Genomic DNA, 24,227 nt, shown 5'->3' with positions numbered 1-24,227 from the left:
CTTTTACCTACTCTCTTCCTTATTTAACTCATACTTAGCCATTACCTGCTGGTAATCTTGTAAATTCTTTACTTGTCGCAGATCAGCAATTAAGCCATCTTCCATTAGCATATTGGATAAATTAGCAATATTTTCCATATGTTGCTTATTATCCTTAGCAGCTAACATAAAGAATAATTGTGCATCCTTTTCTGGATCATTTTGATCGAAGGAAATCGCCTGTGGAAAAATCGTTAGACCAATTCCAGTCCCCAAAACACCTGAACTATCTGCTTGTGAATGAGGCATTGCAACCCCAGGTACAATAACAATATATGGACCATATTCCTTCACATCAGCAATTACTTGATCAATATATTTGTCAGTAACAAGACCATTTGATTTCATCACTTCACCAGAAATTCTGATAGCTTCTTCCCAATCTTTAGGGTGTTTTGAACTGATATTAATCAAATGATTTTCTAAAAAGTAACGTAACATGATTCCCTCCTGCCATCATTATTCAAAAAGGAAATTATAATAATTCTGGGAATGGTAAATCTGGATCATTCTTAAAGGCATCGTGGAAGCCGCGATCATACATATACTCAAAATTATCTTTGTCTTGTGGATAATCAAATTCACCGCCAACTTGCCAAATATATGGCTTAAACTTGTATTGCAGACGGTACTTCTTCCGACTCCACAGAGCTAAAATATCTTTCGGATCACTATAAATATTGGTCCAGATATCATAGTGCATTGGAATAATTACCTTAGTATTCAGAGCTTCACCCATCCGCAATACTTGGGAATCATCCAACTTGTCAGTGATACCACGTGGATTTTCACCATAAGCACACAAAGTAACGTCAATCTTATTTTCATTACCATGTTTAACATAAGTATTAGAATAGTGTGAGTCACCTGAGTGATACAAATTACCTCCTGAAGTCTCAAGCAGATAATTTACTGCTAACTTGGCCATTTCTTTTGGCTTAGTACCAGCTAATTTAACATTAGGATCATCTTCAGTTACTAGTTCGGTTCTGTCAAAAGCTTCCAAAGCCTTAATAGTTACAGCACCAACTTTAACTTCATCACCTGGTTTGACTACGATAATTTTTTCTTCAGGAACGCCCCATGACTTCCATTCATCAGCAACTCCCTGAGGCCCAATAAATTTAGCATTAGGACAGAACTTGTTTACACAAGCTGCAGTATAAATATCCAAATGATCGTGGTGCGTATGGGTTACACACAAAGCGTCCAAATCTCTAATTGCAAAAGGATCAATAACGTATGGCTTATTGCGCATGTTAGGCTGCAAGGCTTCACCACCAGTCATCCGCATCATTTGGTGTCCTTTACGCATCTTGCCGTCACCATGTGTATGCTTACCTGTACCATTCCACATATCAATGGCAATATTTGTTCCTTCATGAGTCTTCAGCCACATGCCCATACAGCCAAGCCACCAAATTGAAAATGAATTTTCTGGCACTTTCTTTTCGGCAATTTGCTCATTTAAATATGTTCCCCATTCAGGAAAATTGTTTTCTGCAAAAACAGCAGGTGTAACTTCGTTTATATTTGTAGGTTTTGTCATCTTTTTCCTCCTAAGAGTTTATCTTGTTTGTTTTCAAAACAAATTATATTGTATAATGTTATCGCTTTCAATCATATTTTATGATAATTTGTTATTTTTATGGTGTTTTATCAAAACCGAAAATAAAATGTTGAGTTTAATACATTTTTATGATATTTTTTATCATAAATTTTAGAATAATATTGTTAATATTAGGACAGGAAAATGAAGAATTCATACCAAGAAATTAAAAATAGAAGAAAAAAAATTATTGATTTACTTAATCATGAAAAAAACATTTCATTAGATGATCTCAGTAAAAAGCTCGGTGTCTCAATCATGACCGTTCGCCGAGATTGCAGCAATTTAGCTAATCAAGGGCAAATAGAACAGGAAAAAGGCATTATTTCACTAGTTAAACCAGAAGAAATCCCCTTTACAGATTCCGTCAGTTATATCAAGCAACGAATTGGTAAAGAAGCCTCGTCTCATATTGAAAAGCATAATTGGGTTTTTATTAATTCAAGTACAACCGCATTTGAAGCAATACCATATTTATTGAAAAAAGACGTTAATATTCTAACTAATAACGGTTATGCCGGAAACTTAGACATGCATGCCAGCAATAGCAAAATTATCTTGAGCGGCGGTAATGTCAGCCGCAAAATGATTATGAGCGGTGACTTAGCAGTCGAACCCTTCTTAAAAATTTATGCCGATTGGGCAATTATTGGTTGCGCCGGACTTAGTTTAAGTCGTGGAGTTGCTACACCATTTATTGAAGAAGCCAAAGTTAATGAGGCAATTATCAAGCACGCACGCAAACTGATTGTGGTTGCAGATTATAGTAAATTCAGCCAATTTTCTAACTTCACAATTTGTCAGGCAACCGACATTGACTTGCTAATCACTGACTCTTTTACACCCAAGGACATTATTGCCGGCTTTATTAAAGCTGGAATTCAAGTCATTCAGGTTCAGCTATAAAATTTAAGCAAACAAAAACAGCAAAAAGTATGGATCATACTTTTTGCTGTTTTAATTTATGCAATTTATTTTAAAGATTTAATAACCTTTTTAAACATTTGCTGTTGAAATTTTTGAACGTATTGTTTAGCTAGGCTAGCCTGCTTAGCTTTATCAGTTGCCAAAGCCGGATTCTTCATCATAGCTTGCTTAATTTGTGCCATTACATATTGCTGTGCCTGCTGTTTCAGCTTTTGCTGAGCTGCTTTAGACTTCATGGCTGACATTTTCTTTTGCATTGCCTTAGCTTGATCAGTTGATAAATAGAACCAAGCTTTAGGTAAATAGAATGTATTTGAACGTTTAACTAATTTATTTTCTAAACCAGAAACACCAAACCACAACTTAGCTGCACTTGAATCAAAGCGCCAACGAGTTTCCTTAACCTTTAACGTTGCCGTGTCACCTGATACACGCTTAACGTGGTTATTCGCTGCCGTTAATTCATTAGCTTGTGTATGACTAGGCTTCTTTTGGTCTAAGGTCTTCTTATAAACGACAACTGTTTCTTTACCATTGGTTCCAACTGGCTTATACAGAACCATATTCAAGCCATTCTTAGTACTTGCTGGATAAACTTGCACAGTCTTAGTTGTCGTTTCCTGATGCATACCATAATGGTCATGGCTGTTCAAAGTTAAGAAGACAAGTGAACTAATTAAAATTACTGCTGAAACGATTGTTGCTATAATTCGCCATTTAGGCGTTTTAATAAAGATATAACTGATAAAAGCTGCAAGTGCTCCAATAACTAATGTTGCTAAAATCATTTATTATTCACCGCCTTCTAATTTAATATCATGACTAGGTGTCCGTTTATCCTTTAAGAAGAATGAAAGACATAAACCGATAACTGCAAAGACTAATGAGAACATGAATGCTACATGGTATCCGTCTAAAGTTGCAGTTAAGTACTTTTGCTTATAGCTAAACGGTGCTGCCTTTAATAACGACTTAGTTGGTGCCTTAGCATTAGTAACATTAGTTAATAAAGTAATCATAATTGCCGAACCAATTGATGAAGCAATCTGCCGCACTGTATTATTTGAAGCTGTCCCGTCAGCGATTAAGTCATCCGGCAAAGCATTCATTCCTGAAGTAGTTACCGGCATCGTAATCATTGAAATACCAAACATTCTAATTGCATATAAGAAGACAATGTAGATATCTGGTGTATCCAAAGTCAACCATAAAAATGGCAACGTCCCTAAAATAAGTAAGGACATACCCAATGTAACTAAGCGTTTACCACCAATTTCATCAAATAAGCGACCGGTAATTGGACTCATTAAAGTCATCACCACAGCACCGGCAAGCAAAGTTAAACCTGAGTTAAATGCACTCATGCCGTGAACAATTTGCAAATATAATGGTAAGACAGATTCAACCCCTAACATCGCAATGGTGGAAATTGAAGCCATTACTGATGCCAAAGTAAATTCCTTAGTCTTAAATACCCGCAATTGTAAGAATGGCTTAGGAATTACTAATTGCCGCCAAACAAATAGTGCCGTTACAATAACACCAACAACTAGGGCAATATCAACATTCTTTGCATCCCAGCCATCATTACCAGCAGCAGAAAAACCATAAAGTAAACTACCAAATCCCACTGTTGAGAGTGTTAATGATAGCCAATCAAGCTTTTGCTTAGTTGTTTTAAGTACCGGCTTCATGAAGAAGAGTGACAGTACAATAACGATCACCATTAATGGAATTAACATGCCAAACAGAACACGCCAGTTGTAATTATCAATAATCCAGCCAGATAAGGTTGGCCCGATTGCTGGTGCAACCCCAACGACAATTCCTACAAGACCTAAGGCAGCCCCACGTGAATTAGCTGGGAAGATTGATAACATAATTGTCTGCAACAGTGGCATTGAAATACCAACCCCAACAGCCTGAATTAAACGTGCTGTCAGCAATGTACCAAAGTTAGGTGCACTATAAGCTAAAATTGTACCACCAAGGAAAATTACCATGGCACCTGTGTACAACCACTTAGTGTTAATTGTAGTTGCTAAGTACGCTGATAACGGTATCATGATTCCGTTAACCATCAAGAACCCAGTTGTCAACCATTGTGCTGTAGCAGTTGAAATATTAAACGTCGACATTAATTTAGGTAATGCAGTTGAAAGTAGCGTTTGGTTCAAAACCGTACAAAAGGTTCCGACTAAAAGCACAATAATCAACATTGCTCTACCAAATGAACTTGTTTTATTATCAGCAATTTTTGCCAAAACAGTTTCCTTCTTTCATATTTTTAAACAAGATGTTTTCTAATATAAAATAGTTCATATTTAATGTCAAATATTTGATATTGAGGTTAAAAAATTAACACTGATGCTTTTTATGTTAAAATACTTCCTAACTAGCTAATAAATTATGCCAAAAAGTTTTATAATAATACTAAGTAAATTAGGAGTAACAAATGAAACAAGAGACTTATGCCGAATGGCTGAACCAAATCGTTAAACCTGATAAAATTTACCTTAGTATTCGTGATGCCGCCAGAGCAAGCGATGTCTCTGATACTCAGGTACGCTACTGGATCAAGATGGGCTACCTTAAAACTACTAAAGCAGAAAATGGCGCAATTAAGCTGCCCTTTAATCAAATTGCAAAAATTAGAATGATTAAATTCTTTTTGAATGAAGGGTATACTTTACCTGCAGCAGCTAAAAAGATGACCGAATATCAAAAAAATGTCCACTCACTCCTGCACCTATTCTTAGGTAGTATTCATGGCATTAAACAAGAAAACGACCAGACAATTTTTGATTTAGGGCCCCTAGCTACTAACCCTAAACAGCATATTTATGGTATCGAAAGCCAAGAAGATATCAAATTTGTTTTAAAAGAAAAAAAATAATCTGATAATCATTAAGATTGTCAGATTAATCAAGCCGCTAATTAAGGCGGCTTTTTTTGTGTTCAAAATATTTAGCTACATCTATAAATACTGCGCAACCTGATTAACCATGTTTTTAGCATGTCCATCACGCAATAAGGCAATGATATTTTCCGAAGCCTCATTAGCAATTGCTGTGCGTGCTTCTAATGTAGCGGTGCCTGCATGCGGCGTCAACACAACATTATCTAATGCACCTAAAGCTTCTGGCACTTCAGGTTCTTCCGCAAACACATCAAGTCCAGCACCAGCGATTGTCTTATTCTCTAAAGCTGTAATTAAATCCGTCTGATTAATCAGTTTTCCTCGCGCTGTATTAATAATATAAGCAGTTGATTTCATTTTATTAAAAACACTACTATCAAAAACGCCCTCGGTTTGCGGCGTTAATGGTGCGTGCAGCGTAATAACATCGGAATCTTTAATTAAAGTCGAAAAATCCGCATATTTAACATTAAGTTTTTGTTCTTCAGTAGAACTTAAAGGGTGCCGCTTATTATAAATAACCTTCATTCCCAATAGTTGGGCAAATTGACCAACTGTACTACCAATTCTTCCCATGCCATAAATACCTAAAGTTTTGCCAGCTAGGCTCATCCCCATATTTTGCGATTCACTAAGATCGGGCCAGTTGCCCGCGCGCAAATCTTGGTCATACACATGCAACCGGCGCACTACCGCAAGCATCAATGCAATTGCCATTTCAGCCGTCGGTAGTCGCACTGCCTGTGGCGTATTCGCAACGACAATGCCCTTTTTTTGTGCATAATCAATGTCAATATGATCAAAGCCGACACCAACAGTCGCAATAATTTTCAAATTAGAGCCCGCATCAATTAATTCGCGGTCACCTTTTAATCCTACTAAGAGCACGCCATCATATTCAGGCAGCATTTGCAATACTTCCACACGCGAAAACCGTCTATTCTGTGGATACGTAACATCAAATACTTCCTGTAATTTTTTTATTACTTGTTCAGGAACTTTCCCCGTTACTAATACTTTTGACCGTTGCATTAACTTTTCCCCTTCTAACAACTAAACTTTCATAGCTGGATCACTAGCTGCCTCAACAGCTGCAATTGCTGTCTTTTTAAAATAAATCCGTTCAGCATTATTGTACATCACATCCGTTAGTTCTTCGGTTGTAAAAATTGACGTGCGTTCTAACCAAGTTGACAAACTATGGTAAGAATTAAACGTGGCTGACCATGGTGCATCACTGCCCCAAATAATTCGCTTAGCACCCAAGATCTTTTTAGCTAGAGCAACATCTTGTTGACAACGCAAGAATGGCTCCGCAGTTTCATTTTCAATATCCTGAATTGCCGCAATATCAGTATAGATATTCGAATACGGCTGCCACTCATTAAGTGCAGCTTGTAGACGATTTAAATGATCTGCATTGGGAAACGACAAATGACAAACCACAAAATCCAGCTTGGGGTACATTTTAGCCAAGTTGGCAATTGCTTCTGGCTGATAACTAGCTTGTGTATAATCACCATAGTCAACCGTTACCACAAAGCCGGGATAATCACTAAGATAGTGAAAAATGCGGCCAATACGCAGATCCGTATCCAAGCGAAACGGTGTTGTTAAATGATAACCTGTCAGGCCACCACCCTGACTGATTTCAAACTTCATTGCCCTAAAGCCCAGTTTTTCAACATATCGTTTAACAATTTGCATGTAAAATTCACTAAAGGGATCGACAGAAAAGGTACCAATAAAGTGGTCAGGATACTTTTTAACTGCTTGATAAGAATAATAATTCTGAAAGCCGTATAAACTGCCTTGCAGCAAAACGGCTTTATCAATCCCATTAGCTGCCAAGACTTTTAGCGCTGACTCAGCAGTAAAAGTATCATCTCCCCAGCCATCTGGAAGTAACTTAATTACTGTTTGATCATTATCCCAAATCGCGCGACCATTGCCTAAAGCTGTTAGACTACCTTTACCATTAAAGCCGGCAAGTGAACGCACTAAGTGCAAGTGCCCATCAATCTTTTTCATTATTAAACCTCCGTTGTTAATTCTTAGTTTACTACTAATAAACTAATATTTTTCAAATCAACTTTCGTCTCTGCCGTCATGAACACTTAAACCGAATTATAAATTAAAAACCACGCCTAACTCTAGACGTGGTTTTATTTAATCAAAGCAAGCGATAATTCCTTGAATATCTTTATTTTTTTGCTCAGGCGTAATCTGATTATCATTAATGATTTTAATCGCTTGTTGCACTAAAGAAAATACCTGCTCATCATTTTCATTATCATTAACTAAATAACTGATCTTGTAATATGACGCGAGTTTTTTAGTACTATTTTCTTCTAACGCATCCTTAATCAAGCTCTTAAAAATCAACCGTAAATTGCGTGACCGCTTATTGCGTTCTTGTCTTTTTTCATAATATGGCAAAAATAATGCTACACAAACAGCTGCAATCTCAGCAAATGCTGTCACCCATTCTGATATCGAACCTAATTCCATGATTTCACCTCTGTATTATTATACAAATATATTGCAGAAAAATCACAGCTTTTCATAATTAAGCGTCAGTATCATTAAAGGTTGCCATTAATTCGTCCAAATTCAGCTTTGCTTTTTGTTCATTGCTAAGGTCAGCTACTACTTGACCAGAGCGCAAAACCAGCAACCGATTGCCATATTTAAGCGCATCTTCCATGCTGTGGGTAATCATTAAGCAGGTTAACTTTTGCGCGGTTACAATTTGGCTGGTCTGCGCCATTAACTCACGACTAGTTTTCGGATCTAGCGCTGCTGTATGTTCATCTAATAAGAGAATATCTGGGCGTTTAATTGTCGCCATCAAAAAGCTTAGTGTCTGTCTTTGACCACCTGACAGATGCTCTGTTGGCGTATCCAATTTATCAGTCAAAGAATTACCCATCTGGGCCGCGATTTCGCGCAATTGCTTTTTATGAGCAGCCAACTTGCGCAAGTGTAACCCGCGTCGCTCGCCCCGCTTTTTAGCGAGTAAAATATTTTCCGCAACCGTCATTCGCGGTGCTGTTCCCATCTTGGGATCTTGAAAAACGCGACTGATGAAGCTGGTTCTTTTTTCAACTGATTGGTAGGTAATCTCCTGTCCCTGATGCAATATTCTGCCTGCTGTCGGGATAATTAACCCGCTGATAGTATTAAAAAGCGTTGATTTACCAGCACCATTGGCACCCACAATGGTAATAAAATCGCCTTGATTAATTGTTAACGACAAATTCCGCAAAATTTTTGCTTCTGCCGGTGTGTGCTGGTTAACAGTGGTTGTCACTTTATCCAAAGTCAAAACTGCCTGCTTATTTTCCATTTTGGCTCACCCCTTTACGTAAAATTCCGTCCAACTTTAACGCATGTCGTAATTTGGGTAGCATTAGACAGATTGCTAAAATAATGGCCGAAATCAAATTTAGGTCATTAGTTGAAAAGCCTAATTGCAGAACAATTAATAAGACAAAACGATAAATGATACTACCTAAAATTACGGCAATTAACCGCTGATTAAGCGTTAAATAGCCGAAGACTACTTCACCGATAATAATTGAAGCTAACGCGATTACGATAATTCCAATACCCATATTGGCATCCGCATAACCATTATTTTGCGCAATTAAGGCACCAGCTAGACCAACTAGGCCGTTAGACAAAGTTAAACCTAAAATGGTCATATTATCGGTATTAATCCCTAGTGACCGCGCCATCATTTGGTTATCACCTGTTACAATGAAGGCTTGTCCTAAATCAGTTTCTAAAAACAAAGCGATTAATATAGTAATTAGAATAATTGTCCCGCCGCCAATTAGTACACTATCGAAATACCGTGGAAGTGATTGGAAGATTTTAGCTGAGAAAAAGGTCTTTTGCCCTAGCAATGAAACATTTGAGCCGCCCATAATTCGCAAGTTAACCGATAAGCAGCCCGTCATTACCAAGATTCCCGCCAGCAAAATTGGAATGTTACCTTTGGTATAAAGTAAGCCGGTAATTAACCCGCCAGCCGCGCCGCCTAAAAATCCTAGGAAAGTAGCCATCAATGGCGATGCCCCCTTAGTAATTGCCGTCACTGTAATGGCAGCACCTAGTGGGAATGTCCCTTCAACCGTCATATCAGGAAAATTTAAAATGCGAAATGTTAAAAATAAGGCAAGCCCTAGTAGAGCCCATAATAATCCTTGCCCAATACTTGAAGTTATTAAATTCATTTGATCACCTTCCCATGTTGACTAGCAGCACGAACAATTGCTGCTGGAATTTTAATATGTAATTTACGCATTTCCTTTTCATTTATCATATAATAGCCATTTTTAACCGTAGCAACTGGATAAATCGCTGGTTTTTTACCACGCAAGACTTTCGCAGCCATCACGCCAGCAAGCCTGCCCATTTCTCGTTGACTAATGACATAAGAAGCTAGACCGCCATCAGGCATCATCGTTTCTGCACACGGAAAGACCGGAATATTAGCATTATTAGCAACATTTACCAGTGTCTTCATTGCCGAAGCCACACCATTATCTTGGGGCGCATAAATCGCATCAACTTGGCTTACCATTTGATTAGCTACTTGCTGAAGATCATTGGTATTGGCAATGGTATACATCTTAGGGATTAGACCTGCCTGTTTAACAACTTGCGCAAACGCGTGAGCATTCGTCTGGCCGCCATGATCTGATGACGTATAGATAATACCGATTTTCTTAGCTCGCGGCATAATTGCGTGCAGCAATGCAAATTGCTTAGATACTGGGTTGAGTCCCGATGTTCCCGTGATATTGCCGCCGGGGCGCTCTTCACTTTTGACTAAACCGCTAGCTGCTGGGGTAGAAATCCCTGCCAAAATAATTGGTGTTGTTTTAGGGGCACTATTAGCTAGAGCCTGTGCCGCTGGGGTCGCAATTCCCACCAGTAGTGAATCTTTATTAGCTAACTGTTGAGACATCGTTTTTAAGTTGCTTTGGTCTCCTTGGGCATTCAAAAAATCAATTTTGAGATTTTTGCCGGTAGTAAATCCTTCCTCTTTTAAGCCGGCGACCACTCCGTGATGAATTTGATCAAGTGCTGGGTGGGTCATCATTTGTAAAATACCAACATGGACGACCTCTGATTTAGACGCCGTTTGACTAGCGGTTTTGGGAGCCACTACCAAGTCAATCCCAAGAAACAATAGAATTGCACTAATAAATGCGAGCATTCGTTTCATTTTTTCTCCTTAGTTTTTGTTAAATCCGGGCATTTTGACAACAAAAAAAGGCAAACCAGCATTTTGCTCTGGTCTGCCCTAAGGACGCAAAGCCTGCTGCACGTTTTACCATGCAAACAAACTTCGTCAAGTTAAAAGTAGTCAGCACGGATACAAACTGTTTGCCAGATCGTATCCGTTCAAGACGATTACGATCAATCCTGCTGGCTTTGCCAACTCTTATTCAGGTTTAATGTGAACGATTGAATCATAATTATTTCCTTTCTCTAATAAATTATCCTAAGTTTAACCGATTTTTAATTAATGTCAAGCAAATTTTTAAAGCTTTGACCATTTAACCTGCAAAAATAACCATTTATCTCCCAGAGATAGTAATTTAAGTAAAAAGCGAATATATTTAAAATGGCAACAGAAAGGAAGTAATATTACATGCTTGTAAAATTTAACATAGATCCCCAGTTTAAGCCCACTTGGATTGCTATTAATACGGATAAGAAAACCACTAAGTTAGAAAAAATGGCCTGTTCTATCAAACATCTAGTTAACGACTGGCAAATTCAAGGAAGTAGAAATAACCAAATCAAAATGATTCCACTTTATGAAATTACCCGCTTTTATACGCAAAATAAATATGTTGTCTGTGAAGCAGGTGGGCAGACCTATCGCATAAAGGCAAGAATATACGAATTAAACAACAGTTTGCCGCCAAATACTTTTATTCAGATCTCCAGTTCTGAAATTGTTAGTCTTGCTAGTATTGATAGCTTGACTTTAACCAAGACCGGCTGCTATCAGGTCAATTTAACTACTGGCGAAACAACTTTTACCTCAAGAAGATACATGCAAAAGTTAAGAAAGGAATTTTTACAATGAAATTATTTAAAAAAATCATCCGTTATGGCTGCTCAGGCATTCTATCAGGTATTGCTATCGGCTTTATTATTGCCCTCTGCTGTAATCTTATTGACCAAACAAACTACTTCGTGCCATCAAATCCACCCTTCTTACACAGATTTTCTTCTGTTACCTTAGCAACTTTAATTTCTGCAATTCTCTGGGCTCTGATGGGCTTTCTAGGAGGAGCTTCAGCGATTATCTTCATGCAAGAAAGATGGAGCATTACTAAGCAAACAGTTATTCACTTCATTGTAATGTTTTGCTTGTTTACACCTCTGGCCATTTTAGCAGGCTGGTTCCCGCTAAACTTCCTGTGGTTCAGTCTTTATACCCTAATCTTCATCATTGTTTACGCCATTATTTGGTACATTTCAATGCTTAAAGCAAAAAAGCAAATCAGTAAAATTAACCGCGCAATCAAAGAAAACAATTAATAATAATTATTCGTTTCATCTCCTTGAATCATCTTATCAAAACTCCTATAATCATTTCTTATAATCTTAGAAACATAATATTTTAATTTACGGAGGAAAACCAATGATTGGTTGTAGCAGTTTTACACTAGAAACTAAGGACAAAAAGCACTTTTTGTCACGAACAATGGACTTTATGATGGAAATGGCTGAACAAGTCGTTTATACACCCATCAACAAAACTTTTAAAGTTGCTTACAGTGTTGAGCAAGAAATCACTAGCAAGAGAGCTTTTATCGGCTTAGGCGAAATTCAGGAATACGACCATGCCCCTGTAACTTTTGATGGTGTTAACGACAAAGGTGTCATGGGTGCCACTCTGTACTTCCCAGGTTATGCCAGTTACCACGAAAAAGCGCAAGCTGGTACTTGGGCAGTCTCACCTGACAAAGTGATTTCTGTAATTTTGTCACAAGCTGCTAACTTAGACGATGTTGCAGAGCTTTTCCAAGAGCAAATCACAATTGTAAATGACGCCAACCCAACACTTAAGGCTGTCTCGCCACTGCACTTTATCTTTTCTGACACTACCGGCAAAAGCCTAATCGTTGAACCTGAAGAAGATGGTGTTCATATCATTAAGGATTCAATTGGTGTCATGACTAACAGTCCTGATTATCGTTGGCATGAAACTAATTTGCGCAATTATTTGTCAATTACTCCTAAGCAGCATGACGATGTTGCCTTTTTAGGCAAAACTTTAAAGCCATTCAGTCAGGGTTCTGGTACCTTCGGCTTGCCAGGTGATTATACTCCAGTTTCTCGCTTCGTCAGAACTGCCTTCATGAAGAACAACGTCGAACAGCCAGCTGATGAAACTGCTGCTGTCAGCCTTGCTCATCATATGCTTGAACCTGTCAGCATCCCGCGCGGAATTGTTGTTACACCTAACGATACCTTTGATTATACTTGTTACAGTGCCTACATCTGTGCCGAATCCAGAAGCTATTACTACTCAACTTACAACAACCAACGAATTCGCTGCGTACGTTTAACTCCAGAATTATTGCAAGAAACAGATTATAAAGAATTCAAGGTCAACCCTAAAGAAGACATTGATTACCAAAATTAGAAAAATAAAAAGCATGTTCACATTAAATAGTGAACATGCTTTTTTATAATATTAATTATTTTACCTGATCCGGCTTCTTATTGAAGCGATATTTACGACCAATAAATACTAGCAAAATCATTCCTGCAATTAAAATAGCACCAAACATGAATACAGCATTAAATGTCTTAGTTGAATCATAAATCATACTCAAAAGTGGCACAGCAAAAGCAGCTAAAATATATGTAATAGTATTTACATATGAATATCCTATATCAAAAGCTTCACCGAACATATCACGAGCAAATATTTGTTGACCTGGACCATAAATATCAGTCAAAATATCTGCACCAACTGCAGCTACAAGTGCAAAAGCAACTGTATGTGTATTAGTAGCAGTTATCAAAAGTATAAAAGTTAAAAAGCCACCAAATAACCACACAGGTAAAGCTTTCCTACCACCAAATTTATCAGTAGTAAAAGCGAAAATAGGAGCAATTACAATATCAACCGCTGTCATGATTGTTTCCATTAATCCACCTGTAGTTGAGCCAAAACCTACTGAAGTAGCATAAGTTGGGAACAGTTGATTAATATTAGAAGCAAAAGCAATAAAAATGAAGAATAATAACACAATTAAAAATGCACCGGAAAAAATAACCGTCTTACTTGAAAAACTACCCGAACTTTTATCTTCTTCAGTATCTTCCTCTTCTTCACTACTTAAATCATAACCATAAGGCTTTAAGCCGATTTTTTCCGGTTTTAGTCTAATAACTAATGCAGATGGAATTCCAACTACCAAAGCAATGATAGATAAAATCATCATTGTAGTTCGCCAACCAATATTAGCAATCATTAACGTAGTTGCTGGCGTCATAATAAGTAAATAAATAGTTGCTACAAAAGAAGCAGCAGTAAACGCAAAATTTCTTCTCTTTTCAAACCAATTATTAATAACTATGCCTTGAATAACCAATCCACTAAAGCCACAACAAACACCAATTACTGCAGCTAAAATATACATTGTCCAAATATTTGAAGCATGTGATAATAAAAAGATACTACCAGAGCCAATAATAATTGCCGCTAAAATTGTAAAAGTTAAATTTATTTTTTCAATAAACCTACCAACTAAGGGCATAGTAGCAGCAAGTGCTAAGTTAACAATTGTGTAATACATTGATGTAACCGTTAAACTAGCACCCATTGATTTAACTAATGGATCCAAGAAAAGACTAATCATTCCAGTAAATGTATCTTCCATAACACTTGCTAGTAAGCCAACAGCCAAGATTATTATCCATGGATAAATTTTCTGTTTTGTTTTCATTATTTGCCTTTCTATAAATTTTGTTTTTTAACATTAATATTAATTTTCAGCAGCATTTTGCCCAGCTAATCTACCAAAAGTTTGTGCATGACTGCAAGTTAAACCTGGGACATGATCAGGATAACTACCCCAGAAGAAACCACCACTACAATTACCTGCTGCATATAAATGAGGAATAGCTTTCCCCTCTTCTGTAATAACTTCCATATTTGTATTAATGCGTAAGCCATCAAGGGTAGCTAATAATCTACCACCTAAAATTGCACCATAAAATGGGCCTTTAGTAACCGGAACTAATCTAAATGCTTCTTTACCAAAATCTGTATCCTTCTTTTGAGCACACATTTGATTATAGCGAGTAACGCTTTTTACTAAATTATCCTTAGGCATATCTAATTTATCAGCAAGTTCTTCAATCGTATCAGCCTTTTGAATAAAACCCTCTTTTAATCTAGAAGCAATTTCATCCCGATTTTCTTCTGTATTATAGAAACCTGGCCATCCTAATCTTGCACATCCTTCAGTATGAAATTGTGCTAAATTATCTAATGTATCTTCATCCCAAATAGCAGCTTCTAAATATCCTGGTTGTTTAGCTGAACTATTTGTATCAAATTCATAAGGTTCACTTTCATTAAAGTAACGCTCTCCATTTAGATTTACTTTTAATAATGGATATGATCCCATCCAGAAATAACCAACATCCTTAAAGCCTTTGATATAATATTCTTTAGCATTTGTACCAACAGGAACAGCCCCACGATTAAACACAATCTCTGCTGGTTCTTCATCTTTAGCTGCACCAATCTCCATTGCTGCTATAATTCCTGAACCATCATCACGTGGACTGTCGGAATAAACATTCTTTTTTAATGCTAATGGATCCCATTTCTTCATTAAATCTTCGTTAGAGCCATATCCACCCGTACATAAAATTACGCCTTTACGTGCCATATATTCTGTCATAGCACCAGTTCTGCGGTCCCCGGCAGCAATGCCAATGACTTTACCTGAATCATCAGTAATCAATTTTTCTAATTTTGTGTTAAATTTAGTAGTAACTCCCAACTCAACAGCCTTATCAATTACCCATTGACCATAAAAAACATCTTTTCCATCAGCACTAGCAACATCATGTTCTGTTGGAAAAGAGGTATTAATTAGCGTTTCATATGAAGCATCTTTTTCAGCAAATAAGTGACAATTATGTGGTTTTAAGACATTATCTTCAAGCCAATCCACAGTTTCAGCACTATTATCTGCCCATTTCCAAAGCAAGCGTTGGTCAATATTATCTTGCGTGAAAGCTGATAAGAAGTTAATTAACTTCGTTTTATCTACTTTGATGCCTGCTTTTTTTTGAGCTTTTGTATCAATTCCGGCTATTGACAAGCGGTATAAATAACCTGCACTTCCTTGCTTATCAATTAAAAGTACCTTCGCACCCTTTTCTGCAGCAGCACATGCAGCCATTCCACCTGCATTACTTGCACCAACTACAATTACATCATAATTAGTTGCTTCCATATTTTTCTCCTCTTAATTCAAACATATTGAACAAATTTCACAATATTAAATATATCATTGATTCCAGACACTACTTAACGTAGTTATAGATAGCTTATTTAAATAATAGATAACAAAAAAATAGAGACAGCAATAGTTAAATTGCTGCCTCTATTTTTATTTCAAATTGTTTTACCAATATAAATTAATATTCTCATCAAGATATTTTTTGGTTGTTTGCCTAAAAATTCTAACAATTTGTGCAATATTAAACGATTTACTTAATGTTTTCATAAAAGCCAATCCGTATTCCGGACACTCTTCATACCTAAAAGGAATATAACTAATATTTTTATGACTTAAATTAGCAGTAAAATTTGGCAATACACCTAGCCCCCATCCAGCTCCAACATACGAATCCATTGTAAAAAGATCAGAAACATATTTAATACGTGAACTACCTATCTTTTCAACCAAAAAATTTTGCATTTTTTGCTGCACTGGTAAAGAACTATCCGTTTCAAGTAAAAAAATTGTTTTATCACTGCCACGTAAATCACGATAATCCAAAAAATGTTGCACACTAGGTAAAGATTTTTTAGAACAAGAAACCATAAATTTTCCCATAATTAATGGTTCAAAATTTATTCCATCAATTGCATCAACTATATCATTAGAAACTAAACAGGCATCAATCTGATGTCGGGATAATTCAGAAACAATATTATCTAAATAATTTACTTTGAACTCAATATCAATTTGACTGTTCTCTTTTTTTAATTCTTTTAAAAACAATGGAATAGTCTTTTGTTCCAAAGGTGTACTAAACAAGCCAACTCTAAAAGTACTCCCTATACCGTCTTTTTGCTGATTTATTTTGTTCTTAGCTATCTCCATTTCTTTTAAGATACTCCGTGCCACTTGATAAAAATATCTTCCTGCTGAGGTAACGTCTAATCCATGAGTTGTTCGGTTTAATAATAAAATATTTAATTCTGCTTCTAAATCTTTAATATTCTTAGATACAGACGACTGTGATAAATTCAATTTTCGTGCAGTTAACGTGAAACTAGCATTTTCAACAACTGTTATAAAACAAGATAATTGCGTAAAATTCATTACTATACCAACCTACTTTAAAATTTATATTAATTATAGCAAACATAATATCCATAATTAGGCATAGTTATTAATAAGATTACCTATATATTTTTTACACAACTTAATTAACAGTAAAAAACTTCTAATTGTCATTTTTGTTCAACAATTAGAAGCCTTTTAATTCATATTCATTTATAAAATCTTAAAATACGTCAGTCCAACAACTATCACCATCATTATAATAATCATCATTGCAGCATGCTTGCCATTCATTTTCTTCAAAATATAATAAACAGCAACTGTAACTAGTAAACTAAGCAAGCCTGGCATAATTTTGTCAAGCATTGACTGAACGCTAATAACATTATTACCTACTTTACTTGATATATTAGAATGAACAGCAATTTTTATTGGTGTTTTTACTTTAATAACCGTTGAAATTAAGGCGCCAACAACCATTAATCCAACAACATTTGCCATAGTTGAAATTCGCTGAATAACATCACTTTGTTGATTATTATTTAAAAATGCAATACCTTTTTTATATCCAAAAGAAACTGCATAATATCTCATACCCATATTAATAACGTTATAAAGGATAAACATTAATATCGGTCCAAAAATACTACCACCAAAAGCAATTGAAGCCCCAATACTACCAACAATTGGTAACCAAGTAAATTTAATTAAGCTATCGCCTAAACCAGCCAATGGGCCCATTAATCCTGTTTTTAAAGGATTAATACCATCTTTTTCATCTGGCGAAGTAGTTTCTTCCATTGCAGCAGTTAAACCTAAAATAACGGCATCAAAGTTAACATGTGAATTATAAAAAACTAATTGACGTTTCATAGCTGCTGATAAATCTTTTTTATCAGGATAAATCTTGGCTAAAGCTGGCGCAATTGCCCGCATAAAGCCTACGCCTTGTAAAGTTTCATAATTCAATGTAATTCGCATTGTATTTAAGCGCATAAACATCCGCCAAATATCACGATTATTTAATTTATGTTCTGGTGCAGTCAACTTTTCTTCTGTCATAAGTCATAATCCTCCGCATCTTCATCGGTTTGATTTTCAAAATTAGTATTTGTAGTTACTCCATTACCTACCGACTTAATTTTAGGTTCACGCGTTGCTCGTTCATATAAAAATGCAAATACCAAAGCAATTAACGTAATAGGTAAAATGTCTAACTTCATATATGCAGAAAAAACAAATCCTAAAATAACAAACATCCATAGTTCGCCTTTTTTAAGCATTGTCATCATCAATAAGGCAATACCGACTGATGGAATAATCGAACCCGCTGTACTTAAACCATTAATAATAAATTTCGGTAAATCATTAATAGCCTGTTGAATTGCTCCAGCACCAAATTGCAAAGCCAAAAAAGTCGGAAAAGCACAAGCCAGACCATATAAAATAGCAGAAGGCCAAGTTAACCAATAAGTACCCTTTACATCCGCATTATCTGCCAATTTTTTAGCCCAACCATTAAGTGAACAGTTAACCGTTTCAATTAAAACTAATAGCTGCTGAGCTAAAATTGATGTAGGAACTGCCAAAGTAATTGCAGTGGCAATCATGGTTGAAATAGAACCATTACTATTACCCATAATAGCAAGCGAAGTGCTAATCATGGTTCCAGTAATTAAGTCTGGAGCCATATAAGCACCAACATCACCAATTCCCATCCACATAATTTCAAGAGTAGCGCCAATTGCTAAACTTGCTTGTAAATTTCCTAAAACAAGTCCAACAATTGGTGCCATTAACAATGGACGCCTAAACATCTTTGTACTAACATTATCAATTCCTAGCAAAAATGCTAAAACTGTTAGAATTAAGACTTTCATTTCTTCAAAACCTCACTTAGCTTTTCAACTCCATCTGTTGGGACCATTTGTATTTCAATGTTTACTCCTTGTTTAAGCAATTTTTCTAAAGTTGCCCGTTCTTCATCTGTTAAAAAGACAGCTTTTGTATATTGCTTACGCTGGTCATTACCTCTAATACCACCAATGTTTAAATCAGGTATCTTATAACCACTTGCAACTATTTTTTCTACTGTAAATGGTGACGCAAATAATAACATCGTCCTTCTGGTTATCGGATTATTAGGAACTATCTTCAAAAACTTCTCAGTCGTAAAAATATGCAACTTAATGTTACGTGGAACACTCATTTTTAATACATTAGACTGAATTTTATCTGCAGCAACTTTATCATCAACGATAATAACTTGTTCAATTTGTTTAACATTTAACCATGTTGTTACTACTTGCCCATGAATTAATCGATCATCAATTCTACAAAATTCCACTGACATCGTCTTCTTGCTCCTGTTCTTTAAATCTATCCGTTATATTTTGAAATCCCATTTTATATGACTTAGTAAGTGATTCTGCCAATTCATCTAATGACCGATTACGATTAGTAAATAAATCTAATAGCATTGGTAAATTCAACCCACTTAATACCAATACATTATCCTTTTCTAAACAAAATGTACCACTGACATTAGATGGTGTACCGCCCAAAATATCAACCAAGATAATTGTTCCTTTGCTTGTATCCAAGTTTTCATACATTTGTTGCATTTGCGTTTTAGCTTGATCTAAATTCAAATTTTCAGTAACAGCTAAATATGCACAATTATCTTGTTTACCAACAATCATTTCTGCACTATGCAAAGCTTCTTTTGCTAAATAGCCATGACTTGCTAGAATTACTGCAACTCCAGGTGTTTTATTAACCATGTTGTATCCCCTCCTCTAAATAAAAGTCTCTTGCTTGATTAATTTCAGTCATTGTTAAACCAAAATGTTTTTGAAAGTAATTATTTGAAGTACCAAAATCAACTTTAATTTTATTAATAGCCGCTTTAATATAACTTTCTCTTGTATCAATCATTGCCATTAAATAGTCAAGATAGGATTTTTTCTGAACTAATTGATGGTACAAATCATATTTCAATTGATTACGCTCTTCACGAATAGTTTTAGTCAATAAATAATCCTTAATAATATCTTCATCCTTAATATTTAACATTAATAAAATTAACATTGAGCCAAATCCTGTTCGATCCTTACCTCCGCGACAATGATGGAATAATGGCAGATTTTCTTTACGTATAACAGCTTTAAGCATCCGAGCATATGCTTTTTGTGCAACTGGAGAAGTAACCAAATCCTCATAACTAGCAATTACATTCTCACCACGATCATTAAGATATTTTTGCGGCACTTTGCCTGATGTAATTGATTCAACTAATTTTTCATTTTCACCTTTTAAATCTACTACATCAGCTGCAGCTTCTGAAAAACTTGACTGTGGATCACAATTCAATACTTGTAAAATAGTAGGGATAAATTTGTTAGGATGATATTCCCGTTCATGCGGCGAGCGATAATCTACAAGCGTACGTAAATTATAATTAGTCAAAATTTGCTGATCAATCTTATCCAATTTGGATAATTGATCTCCTCGATACAATATTCCCCACTTTAAAAAGCGCCCATCATTTGCCTCATATCCGCCCATATCACGAACATTTATGGCATTATTAAGCGGGATAACTCTTTCAGCAAAAATATTAGTTGAAAAGCCATTTTTAGCCTTAATTATGAAATATTTAGGCAGGGTTTCACGCGGGATATCTACTTGAAATTCACCTGTATCGCTAATTGCTAATACATTACTAATTTCATTATTGTTAGGATTGCTACCCACTAATAATTGATATGAATCTTGTTTAGCATTTAATAATTTGATTGTTAATCTGTTACTATCACGCTTCATATAAATACTTGGTAAAATATATGGTTGTTCTTTCATTCTTTGTAACCCCTTTCAATTTTGAATGATACTACACAAAAATAATTTACGCAATATATTTTTTTAGAAAATTATTATCATTTTTAAGAAAGAAAGATTATACTACAATTCAAGACATAAACTCATATAATAATAGTAATAAGCTATACTAAGGAGAAAATCATTTTGAATTCACTAGTTGCCATCCAAAAAAATTATTTAAATTTTTCTAAAAATGAGAAAAGAATTGCAGATTATATTTTGCAAAATAGTCCCAAAATAAACAATATGAAGATTACAGAACTCGCTCATCAAACACAAACTTCTAATGCCACAGTTACCCGATTTGTTAAAAAAATTGGTTGTCAAAGTTACTCTGATATGAAAGTCAACATTAGCCAACATTTGATCAATACAGCATTTGAACAACAAGATGATATTTTAAATGAGGTCTTTAATTTTTACCAAATAGTTATCAAAAATACACAACAAATGATTGATCAATCTGCAATTAATCATTTTATAAAACTATTGCAAGAGCAAATCCATATTATAATAATAGGTGCTAGCAGTTCAGGTACTTCTGCTAAAACATTTGGTTTACGCTTAATGAGAATGGGAATTGATGCCTTAAGCATAGATGACCCCTATTGGATGCAAATGCGGGCAAGTATCGCCACCAAAAATGATCTATTTTTAGCAATATCAAATAGTGGAATAACTGATTGTATCGTTAAGACATTAACATCAGCTAAAAAGAATAAAGCGAAAGTTGTTTCTATTACCAGCTACCTAGATAATCCTGTTGCCCAATTAAGTGACCTTACTTTTCATGTTTATAATCCGCGATTTGCTAATAATAAAAAGTTTATTAATTCTCAATTTTCCAACATGTATTTAATAGATATCTTAACTTCCTATCTTCAAGAAAAAAGCAGATTCAAAAAAGCTATGCAAACAACCCGTTCAGCTATTGGAGATAAATAACCTGTAAATATTTCAAACTGACTGATACAGCAACCCAATGATCAATCAATCTTAATCAAAAAAGCTATGACTTGTAAATCGAGCCATAGCTTTTTAGTTAATTCAATTCTGTATAACGAGCCAAGTGAATTTGTTTTTCCGCAATTTGTTGTGGCAATTGCGGATCACACAAGAAGGCTACTTCCTGCGTGCGCGGAATTGTCAAACTTGACTGCTGCATAATACTTTGATCTAAAAATCCGGGATGACAAACCATCATTGGTACGTCATCAGCAGAAGTTTTTAACGTAAAATCAACGGCATGTTCAAAAGTACGGTAAGGATCATAATTCGGCTTCATACTATCCATGAAGGTCGTAATTGTCGTTTGCTCCTTAAATTTAACTGGATCTAACTCTAAATCAAATGGCAATAGCGGTAAATCATGCTTTTCAGCAACCATTGTCAATCCCTTAAGTAAGTTAGCACTATAAACTGCATGTGCTTCAAAGTAATCAGGTTTTTTATTTGTTAGTTGTAAAAAGCGCTGATATTGTGCCTCAATTTCCATGACCACTTCGTCCAAATTAACCAGGTCATGTTCGGCCTGACGGTATACCTTCGATGGCTTAAAAGAACCATCAGCGGTCACCAAACTTGGAATTAGTTTGGGATCAGTAATTGGGCGTCCTGCACAAATTACTGTGTGCATCCCTAAATCAAAATCAAAACCCTTCAGTAAGTTTAAGCCGTGAACAGTAGCAGCCATATTAACCATAACCCCAACATTGTTAATAATGCCATTTTTCACAGCTTCATAAATACCATAGTTAACGCCCTTAGAATAACCTAAGTCATCAGCACGAATAATCAAATTATGCATCAATATGTTCCTTTCTTAATTCTTAGTCTTTGGTTCAACTCCAATAAGATAAGTTGCAATCGCAGCAACTAGTAATGCAATCACACCGCTAATTACCCCGTTAATTAAGTTAGTAGTTGAACCACCAACATATCCGCTCAAACACATAAAGTTAGCAACTGGTACAACTACATAAGCTGATACGTGAGTTATTGCCGCATAAATACCACCAGCAAAACCGCCAAGCATCATGCCGATAAATGGTCGGCGATATTTAATTGCTAAACCATATAGTGCCGGTTCAGTAACACCGCCGATCAAGTTAGCAATAAAGTAACTGAATGCTAAGGATTTTTCCTTTTTATCCTTTAAACGTAGGCTGGCACCTAAACTCATACCGGCGACTGCCATGCTGGCTGCAATTGAACCAAGTAAAATAAAATTATCATGTCCGGTCTGCGCGACAATTGTAATCATCGCACTAATTAAGACCAAGTGCATCCCAGTCATTACCAGTAATTCCCAGAAGGCACCAATTAAGCCGACACCAATAATGGCAGCAATACCGCCCAATTCACCAAAAGAAATAATTCCTTTAGATACATATTCACCTAAAAAGCCACCCAAAGGTCCTAAAATGCAGAGTGATAACGGCAGCATAATTACAATCGTTAATGTTGGAGCAAAAATTGTTCTTAGTGAAGCCGTAATGTGCTTATTAAAAAAGCGTTCAATATAAGACATAATCCAAACAGATAACAGGATTGGTACCACTGTACTGGCATAATTAGTTAAATGCATTGGCAGGCCATAAACCGTGAATGGTTTGCCAGCAGCCACAATTTTAACTAAACCGGGATCCAGCATAATCGCGCCTAAGAAAATTCCCAAAATTGGCGACGTATTAAACTGCTTAGCAGCGGTATAGCCAATTGCAATCGGGAAGAAGTAAAATCCAGCATCCCCAACAAAAGTAAATAACTGGTACAAATCGCTATGAACTGAAATTACGTTCAACATAGTTGGTCCTAAGACAGCAACCAGCATCTTGAACATTGAAGCTGCAATTAACATTGGAATTAGTGGGGTTAAACTGCCGGCAATTTTATTTAAGATTGTATTACCAACAGATTTCCAAGTTCTTTTTTCTGTATTATTAACTGCTGCCTCATCCAAATTTTCATTAACTGGCGCAGCCGAAGTTAAGTTGCCTTCTGCAACAACGGCATCATAAACTTCGTTAACTGTCTGACCAATCACAATTTGATATTGACCGCCGGAACGAGCAACTCCAAGTACGCCGCCAATCTTTTTAACTTCGTCATCCTTAGGAACATTCATATCCTTTAAATTGAACCGCAGCCGCGTCATACAATGCGTAACACTGGCAACATTTCCGCTGCCGCCGACAGCTTGGTCAATCTGCTTCGCCATTTCTTGGTAATCTTTACTCATTTAATTCTCCTTTGATGTTAAGTAAGATAA

The 24,227-nt window shown here is 35.9% G+C and carries 26 protein-coding genes; 6 read left to right on the top strand and 20 right to left on the bottom strand.

The genetic code is table 11. The annotated features are described in order from the left end of the window. Positions 1 to 3: 3 nt before the first annotated feature. Complete coding sequence (locus OZY43_RS01150; RefSeq protein ID WP_277165186.1) at positions 4 to 480, bottom strand: PTS sugar transporter subunit IIA; 477 nt, start codon at positions 478 to 480, stop codon at positions 4 to 6. A gap of 34 nt (positions 481 to 514) precedes the next feature. Beyond that, positions 515 to 1,588: an L-ascorbate 6-phosphate lactonase gene (gene ulaG / locus OZY43_RS01145; RefSeq protein ID WP_277165184.1), complete on the bottom strand. Its 1,074-nt coding sequence runs from the start codon at positions 1,586 to 1,588 to the stop codon at positions 515 to 517. Between the two features lie 204 nt (positions 1,589 to 1,792). Between ulaG and OZY43_RS01140 the strand changes: the two genes are divergently transcribed. Beyond that, entirely contained in the window at positions 1,793 to 2,554 is a 762-nt protein-coding gene (locus OZY43_RS01140; protein WP_277165182.1) for a DeoR/GlpR family DNA-binding transcription regulator, read from the top strand. A gap of 65 nt (positions 2,555 to 2,619) precedes the next feature. Here the strand turns inward: OZY43_RS01140 and OZY43_RS01135 are convergent, their stop codons facing one another. Beyond that, positions 2,620 to 3,363, bottom strand: a complete 744-nt coding sequence (locus OZY43_RS01135) for a DUF4811 domain-containing protein (RefSeq protein ID WP_277165180.1) — start codon at positions 3,361 to 3,363, stop codon at positions 2,620 to 2,622. Positions 3,364 to 3,366: 3 nt separating this feature from the next. Continuing rightward, positions 3,367 to 4,794 carry an MDR family MFS transporter gene (locus OZY43_RS01130; RefSeq protein ID WP_277166299.1) on the bottom strand — a complete coding sequence of 476 codons (1,428 nt, stop codon included), beginning with the start codon at positions 4,792 to 4,794 and terminating at the stop codon, positions 3,367 to 3,369. A gap of 236 nt (positions 4,795 to 5,030) precedes the next feature. On the opposite strand from OZY43_RS01130, the gene OZY43_RS01125 reads away from it, so the two are divergent. Continuing rightward, the gene (locus tag OZY43_RS01125) at positions 5,031 to 5,471 is read left to right on the top strand and encodes a MerR family transcriptional regulator (RefSeq protein WP_277165179.1); all 441 of its coding nucleotides are present in this window, start codon (positions 5,031 to 5,033) and stop codon (positions 5,469 to 5,471) included. An 81-nt stretch (positions 5,472 to 5,552) separates the two neighbouring features. Here the strand turns inward: OZY43_RS01125 and OZY43_RS01120 are convergent, their stop codons facing one another. The 6 genes from OZY43_RS01120 to trpX all read right to left on the bottom strand — a co-directional run bounded on the left by OZY43_RS01120 (position 5,553) and on the right by trpX (position 10,734). After that, positions 5,553 to 6,527: an NAD(P)-dependent oxidoreductase gene (locus OZY43_RS01120; protein ID WP_277165177.1), complete on the bottom strand. Its 975-nt coding sequence runs from the start codon at positions 6,525 to 6,527 to the stop codon at positions 5,553 to 5,555. 21 nt (positions 6,528 to 6,548) lie between these two features. Then, entirely contained in the window at positions 6,549 to 7,526 is a 978-nt protein-coding gene (locus tag OZY43_RS01115; protein ID WP_277165175.1) for an amidohydrolase family protein, read from the bottom strand. Between the two features lie 138 nt (positions 7,527 to 7,664). After that, complete coding sequence (locus OZY43_RS01110; protein ID WP_277165173.1) at positions 7,665 to 8,006, bottom strand: hypothetical protein; 342 nt, start codon at positions 8,004 to 8,006, stop codon at positions 7,665 to 7,667. Positions 8,007 to 8,064: 58 nt separating this feature from the next. Continuing rightward, on the bottom strand, positions 8,065 to 8,844 hold the full coding sequence (locus OZY43_RS01105; RefSeq protein WP_277165171.1) for an ATP-binding cassette domain-containing protein: 780 nt from the start codon (positions 8,842 to 8,844) through the stop codon (positions 8,065 to 8,067). Beyond that, positions 8,834 to 9,736: an ABC transporter permease gene (locus tag OZY43_RS01100; protein WP_277165169.1), complete on the bottom strand. Its 903-nt coding sequence runs from the start codon at positions 9,734 to 9,736 to the stop codon at positions 8,834 to 8,836. The genes OZY43_RS01105 and OZY43_RS01100 overlap by 11 nt, the downstream gene beginning before the upstream one ends. Further along, complete coding sequence (gene trpX / locus OZY43_RS01095) at positions 9,733 to 10,734, bottom strand: tryptophan ABC transporter substrate-binding protein (protein ID WP_277165167.1); 1,002 nt, start codon at positions 10,732 to 10,734, stop codon at positions 9,733 to 9,735. The genes OZY43_RS01100 and trpX overlap by 4 nt, the downstream gene beginning before the upstream one ends. Before the next feature lie 429 nt (positions 10,735 to 11,163). Between trpX and OZY43_RS01090 the strand changes: the two genes are divergently transcribed. The 3 genes from OZY43_RS01090 (at position 11,164) to OZY43_RS01080 (ending at position 13,176) form a co-directional block, all read left to right on the top strand. Beyond that, positions 11,164 to 11,607, top strand: a complete 444-nt coding sequence (locus OZY43_RS01090) for a LytTR family DNA-binding domain-containing protein (protein WP_277165165.1) — start codon at positions 11,164 to 11,166, stop codon at positions 11,605 to 11,607. Next, positions 11,604 to 12,065 (top strand): DUF3021 domain-containing protein, encoded by a 462-nt coding sequence (locus OZY43_RS01085; RefSeq protein WP_277165163.1) that lies wholly within the window; start codon positions 11,604 to 11,606, stop codon positions 12,063 to 12,065. Before OZY43_RS01090 ends, OZY43_RS01085 begins: the two co-directional genes overlap by 4 nt. Positions 12,066 to 12,168: 103 nt before the next feature. Beyond that, positions 12,169 to 13,176 (top strand): choloylglycine hydrolase family protein, encoded by a 1,008-nt coding sequence (locus tag OZY43_RS01080; RefSeq protein WP_277165161.1) that lies wholly within the window; start codon positions 12,169 to 12,171, stop codon positions 13,174 to 13,176. A 55-nt stretch (positions 13,177 to 13,231) separates the two neighbouring features. Here OZY43_RS01080 and OZY43_RS01075 read toward each other — a convergent pair whose 3' ends face one another. The 8 genes from OZY43_RS01075 to OZY43_RS01040 form a co-directional block, all read right to left on the bottom strand. Further along, the gene (locus OZY43_RS01075) at positions 13,232 to 14,488 is read right to left on the bottom strand and encodes an MFS transporter (RefSeq protein WP_277165159.1); all 1,257 of its coding nucleotides are present in this window, start codon (positions 14,486 to 14,488) and stop codon (positions 13,232 to 13,234) included. 39 nt (positions 14,489 to 14,527) lie between these two features. Beyond that, positions 14,528 to 16,015, bottom strand: a complete 1,488-nt coding sequence (locus OZY43_RS01070) for an FAD-binding protein (RefSeq protein ID WP_277165157.1) — start codon at positions 16,013 to 16,015, stop codon at positions 14,528 to 14,530. A 171-nt stretch (positions 16,016 to 16,186) separates the two neighbouring features. Then, positions 16,187 to 17,113 (bottom strand): LysR family transcriptional regulator, encoded by a 927-nt coding sequence (locus OZY43_RS01065; protein WP_277165155.1) that lies wholly within the window; start codon positions 17,111 to 17,113, stop codon positions 16,187 to 16,189. 174 nt (positions 17,114 to 17,287) lie between these two features. After that, on the bottom strand, positions 17,288 to 18,136 hold the full coding sequence (locus tag OZY43_RS01060; RefSeq protein WP_277165153.1) for a PTS system mannose/fructose/sorbose family transporter subunit IID: 849 nt from the start codon (positions 18,134 to 18,136) through the stop codon (positions 17,288 to 17,290). Next, positions 18,133 to 18,954, bottom strand: a complete 822-nt coding sequence (locus OZY43_RS01055) for a PTS sugar transporter subunit IIC (RefSeq protein ID WP_277165151.1) — start codon at positions 18,952 to 18,954, stop codon at positions 18,133 to 18,135. The genes OZY43_RS01060 and OZY43_RS01055 overlap by 4 nt, the downstream gene beginning before the upstream one ends. Continuing rightward, on the bottom strand, positions 18,951 to 19,427 hold the full coding sequence (locus OZY43_RS01050) for a PTS sugar transporter subunit IIB (RefSeq protein WP_277165149.1): 477 nt from the start codon (positions 19,425 to 19,427) through the stop codon (positions 18,951 to 18,953). The genes OZY43_RS01055 and OZY43_RS01050 overlap by 4 nt, the downstream gene beginning before the upstream one ends. After that, positions 19,408 to 19,857, bottom strand: coding sequence for a PTS sugar transporter subunit IIA (locus OZY43_RS01045; protein ID WP_277165147.1), 450 nt, complete (start codon positions 19,855 to 19,857; stop codon positions 19,408 to 19,410). The genes OZY43_RS01050 and OZY43_RS01045 overlap by 20 nt, the downstream gene beginning before the upstream one ends. After that, complete coding sequence (locus OZY43_RS01040) at positions 19,850 to 20,935, bottom strand: tyrosine-protein phosphatase (RefSeq protein WP_277165145.1); 1,086 nt, start codon at positions 20,933 to 20,935, stop codon at positions 19,850 to 19,852. The genes OZY43_RS01045 and OZY43_RS01040 overlap by 8 nt, the downstream gene beginning before the upstream one ends. Before the next feature lie 165 nt (positions 20,936 to 21,100). On the opposite strand from OZY43_RS01040, the gene OZY43_RS01035 reads away from it, so the two are divergent. Further along, on the top strand, positions 21,101 to 21,901 hold the full coding sequence (locus OZY43_RS01035) for a MurR/RpiR family transcriptional regulator (protein ID WP_277165143.1): 801 nt from the start codon (positions 21,101 to 21,103) through the stop codon (positions 21,899 to 21,901). Positions 21,902 to 21,998: 97 nt separating this feature from the next. Here the strand turns inward: OZY43_RS01035 and OZY43_RS01030 are convergent, their stop codons facing one another. Together OZY43_RS01030 and OZY43_RS01025 are read right to left on the bottom strand one after the other, a co-directional pair. Then, positions 21,999 to 22,763, bottom strand: coding sequence for a ChbG/HpnK family deacetylase (locus tag OZY43_RS01030; RefSeq protein WP_277165141.1), 765 nt, complete (start codon positions 22,761 to 22,763; stop codon positions 21,999 to 22,001). A 15-nt stretch (positions 22,764 to 22,778) separates the two neighbouring features. Next, complete coding sequence (locus OZY43_RS01025) at positions 22,779 to 24,197, bottom strand: PTS transporter subunit EIIC (RefSeq protein ID WP_277165139.1); 1,419 nt, start codon at positions 24,195 to 24,197, stop codon at positions 22,779 to 22,781. Positions 24,198 to 24,227: the final 30 nt, after the last annotated feature.

Source organism: Lactobacillus sp. ESL0785 (assembly GCF_029395455.1).
GTDB lineage: Bacteria > Bacillota > Bacilli > Lactobacillales > Lactobacillaceae > Lactobacillus.
Note: the sequence above shows the minus strand (reverse complement) of the source record. Positions and strands in the feature narration are given on the sequence as shown.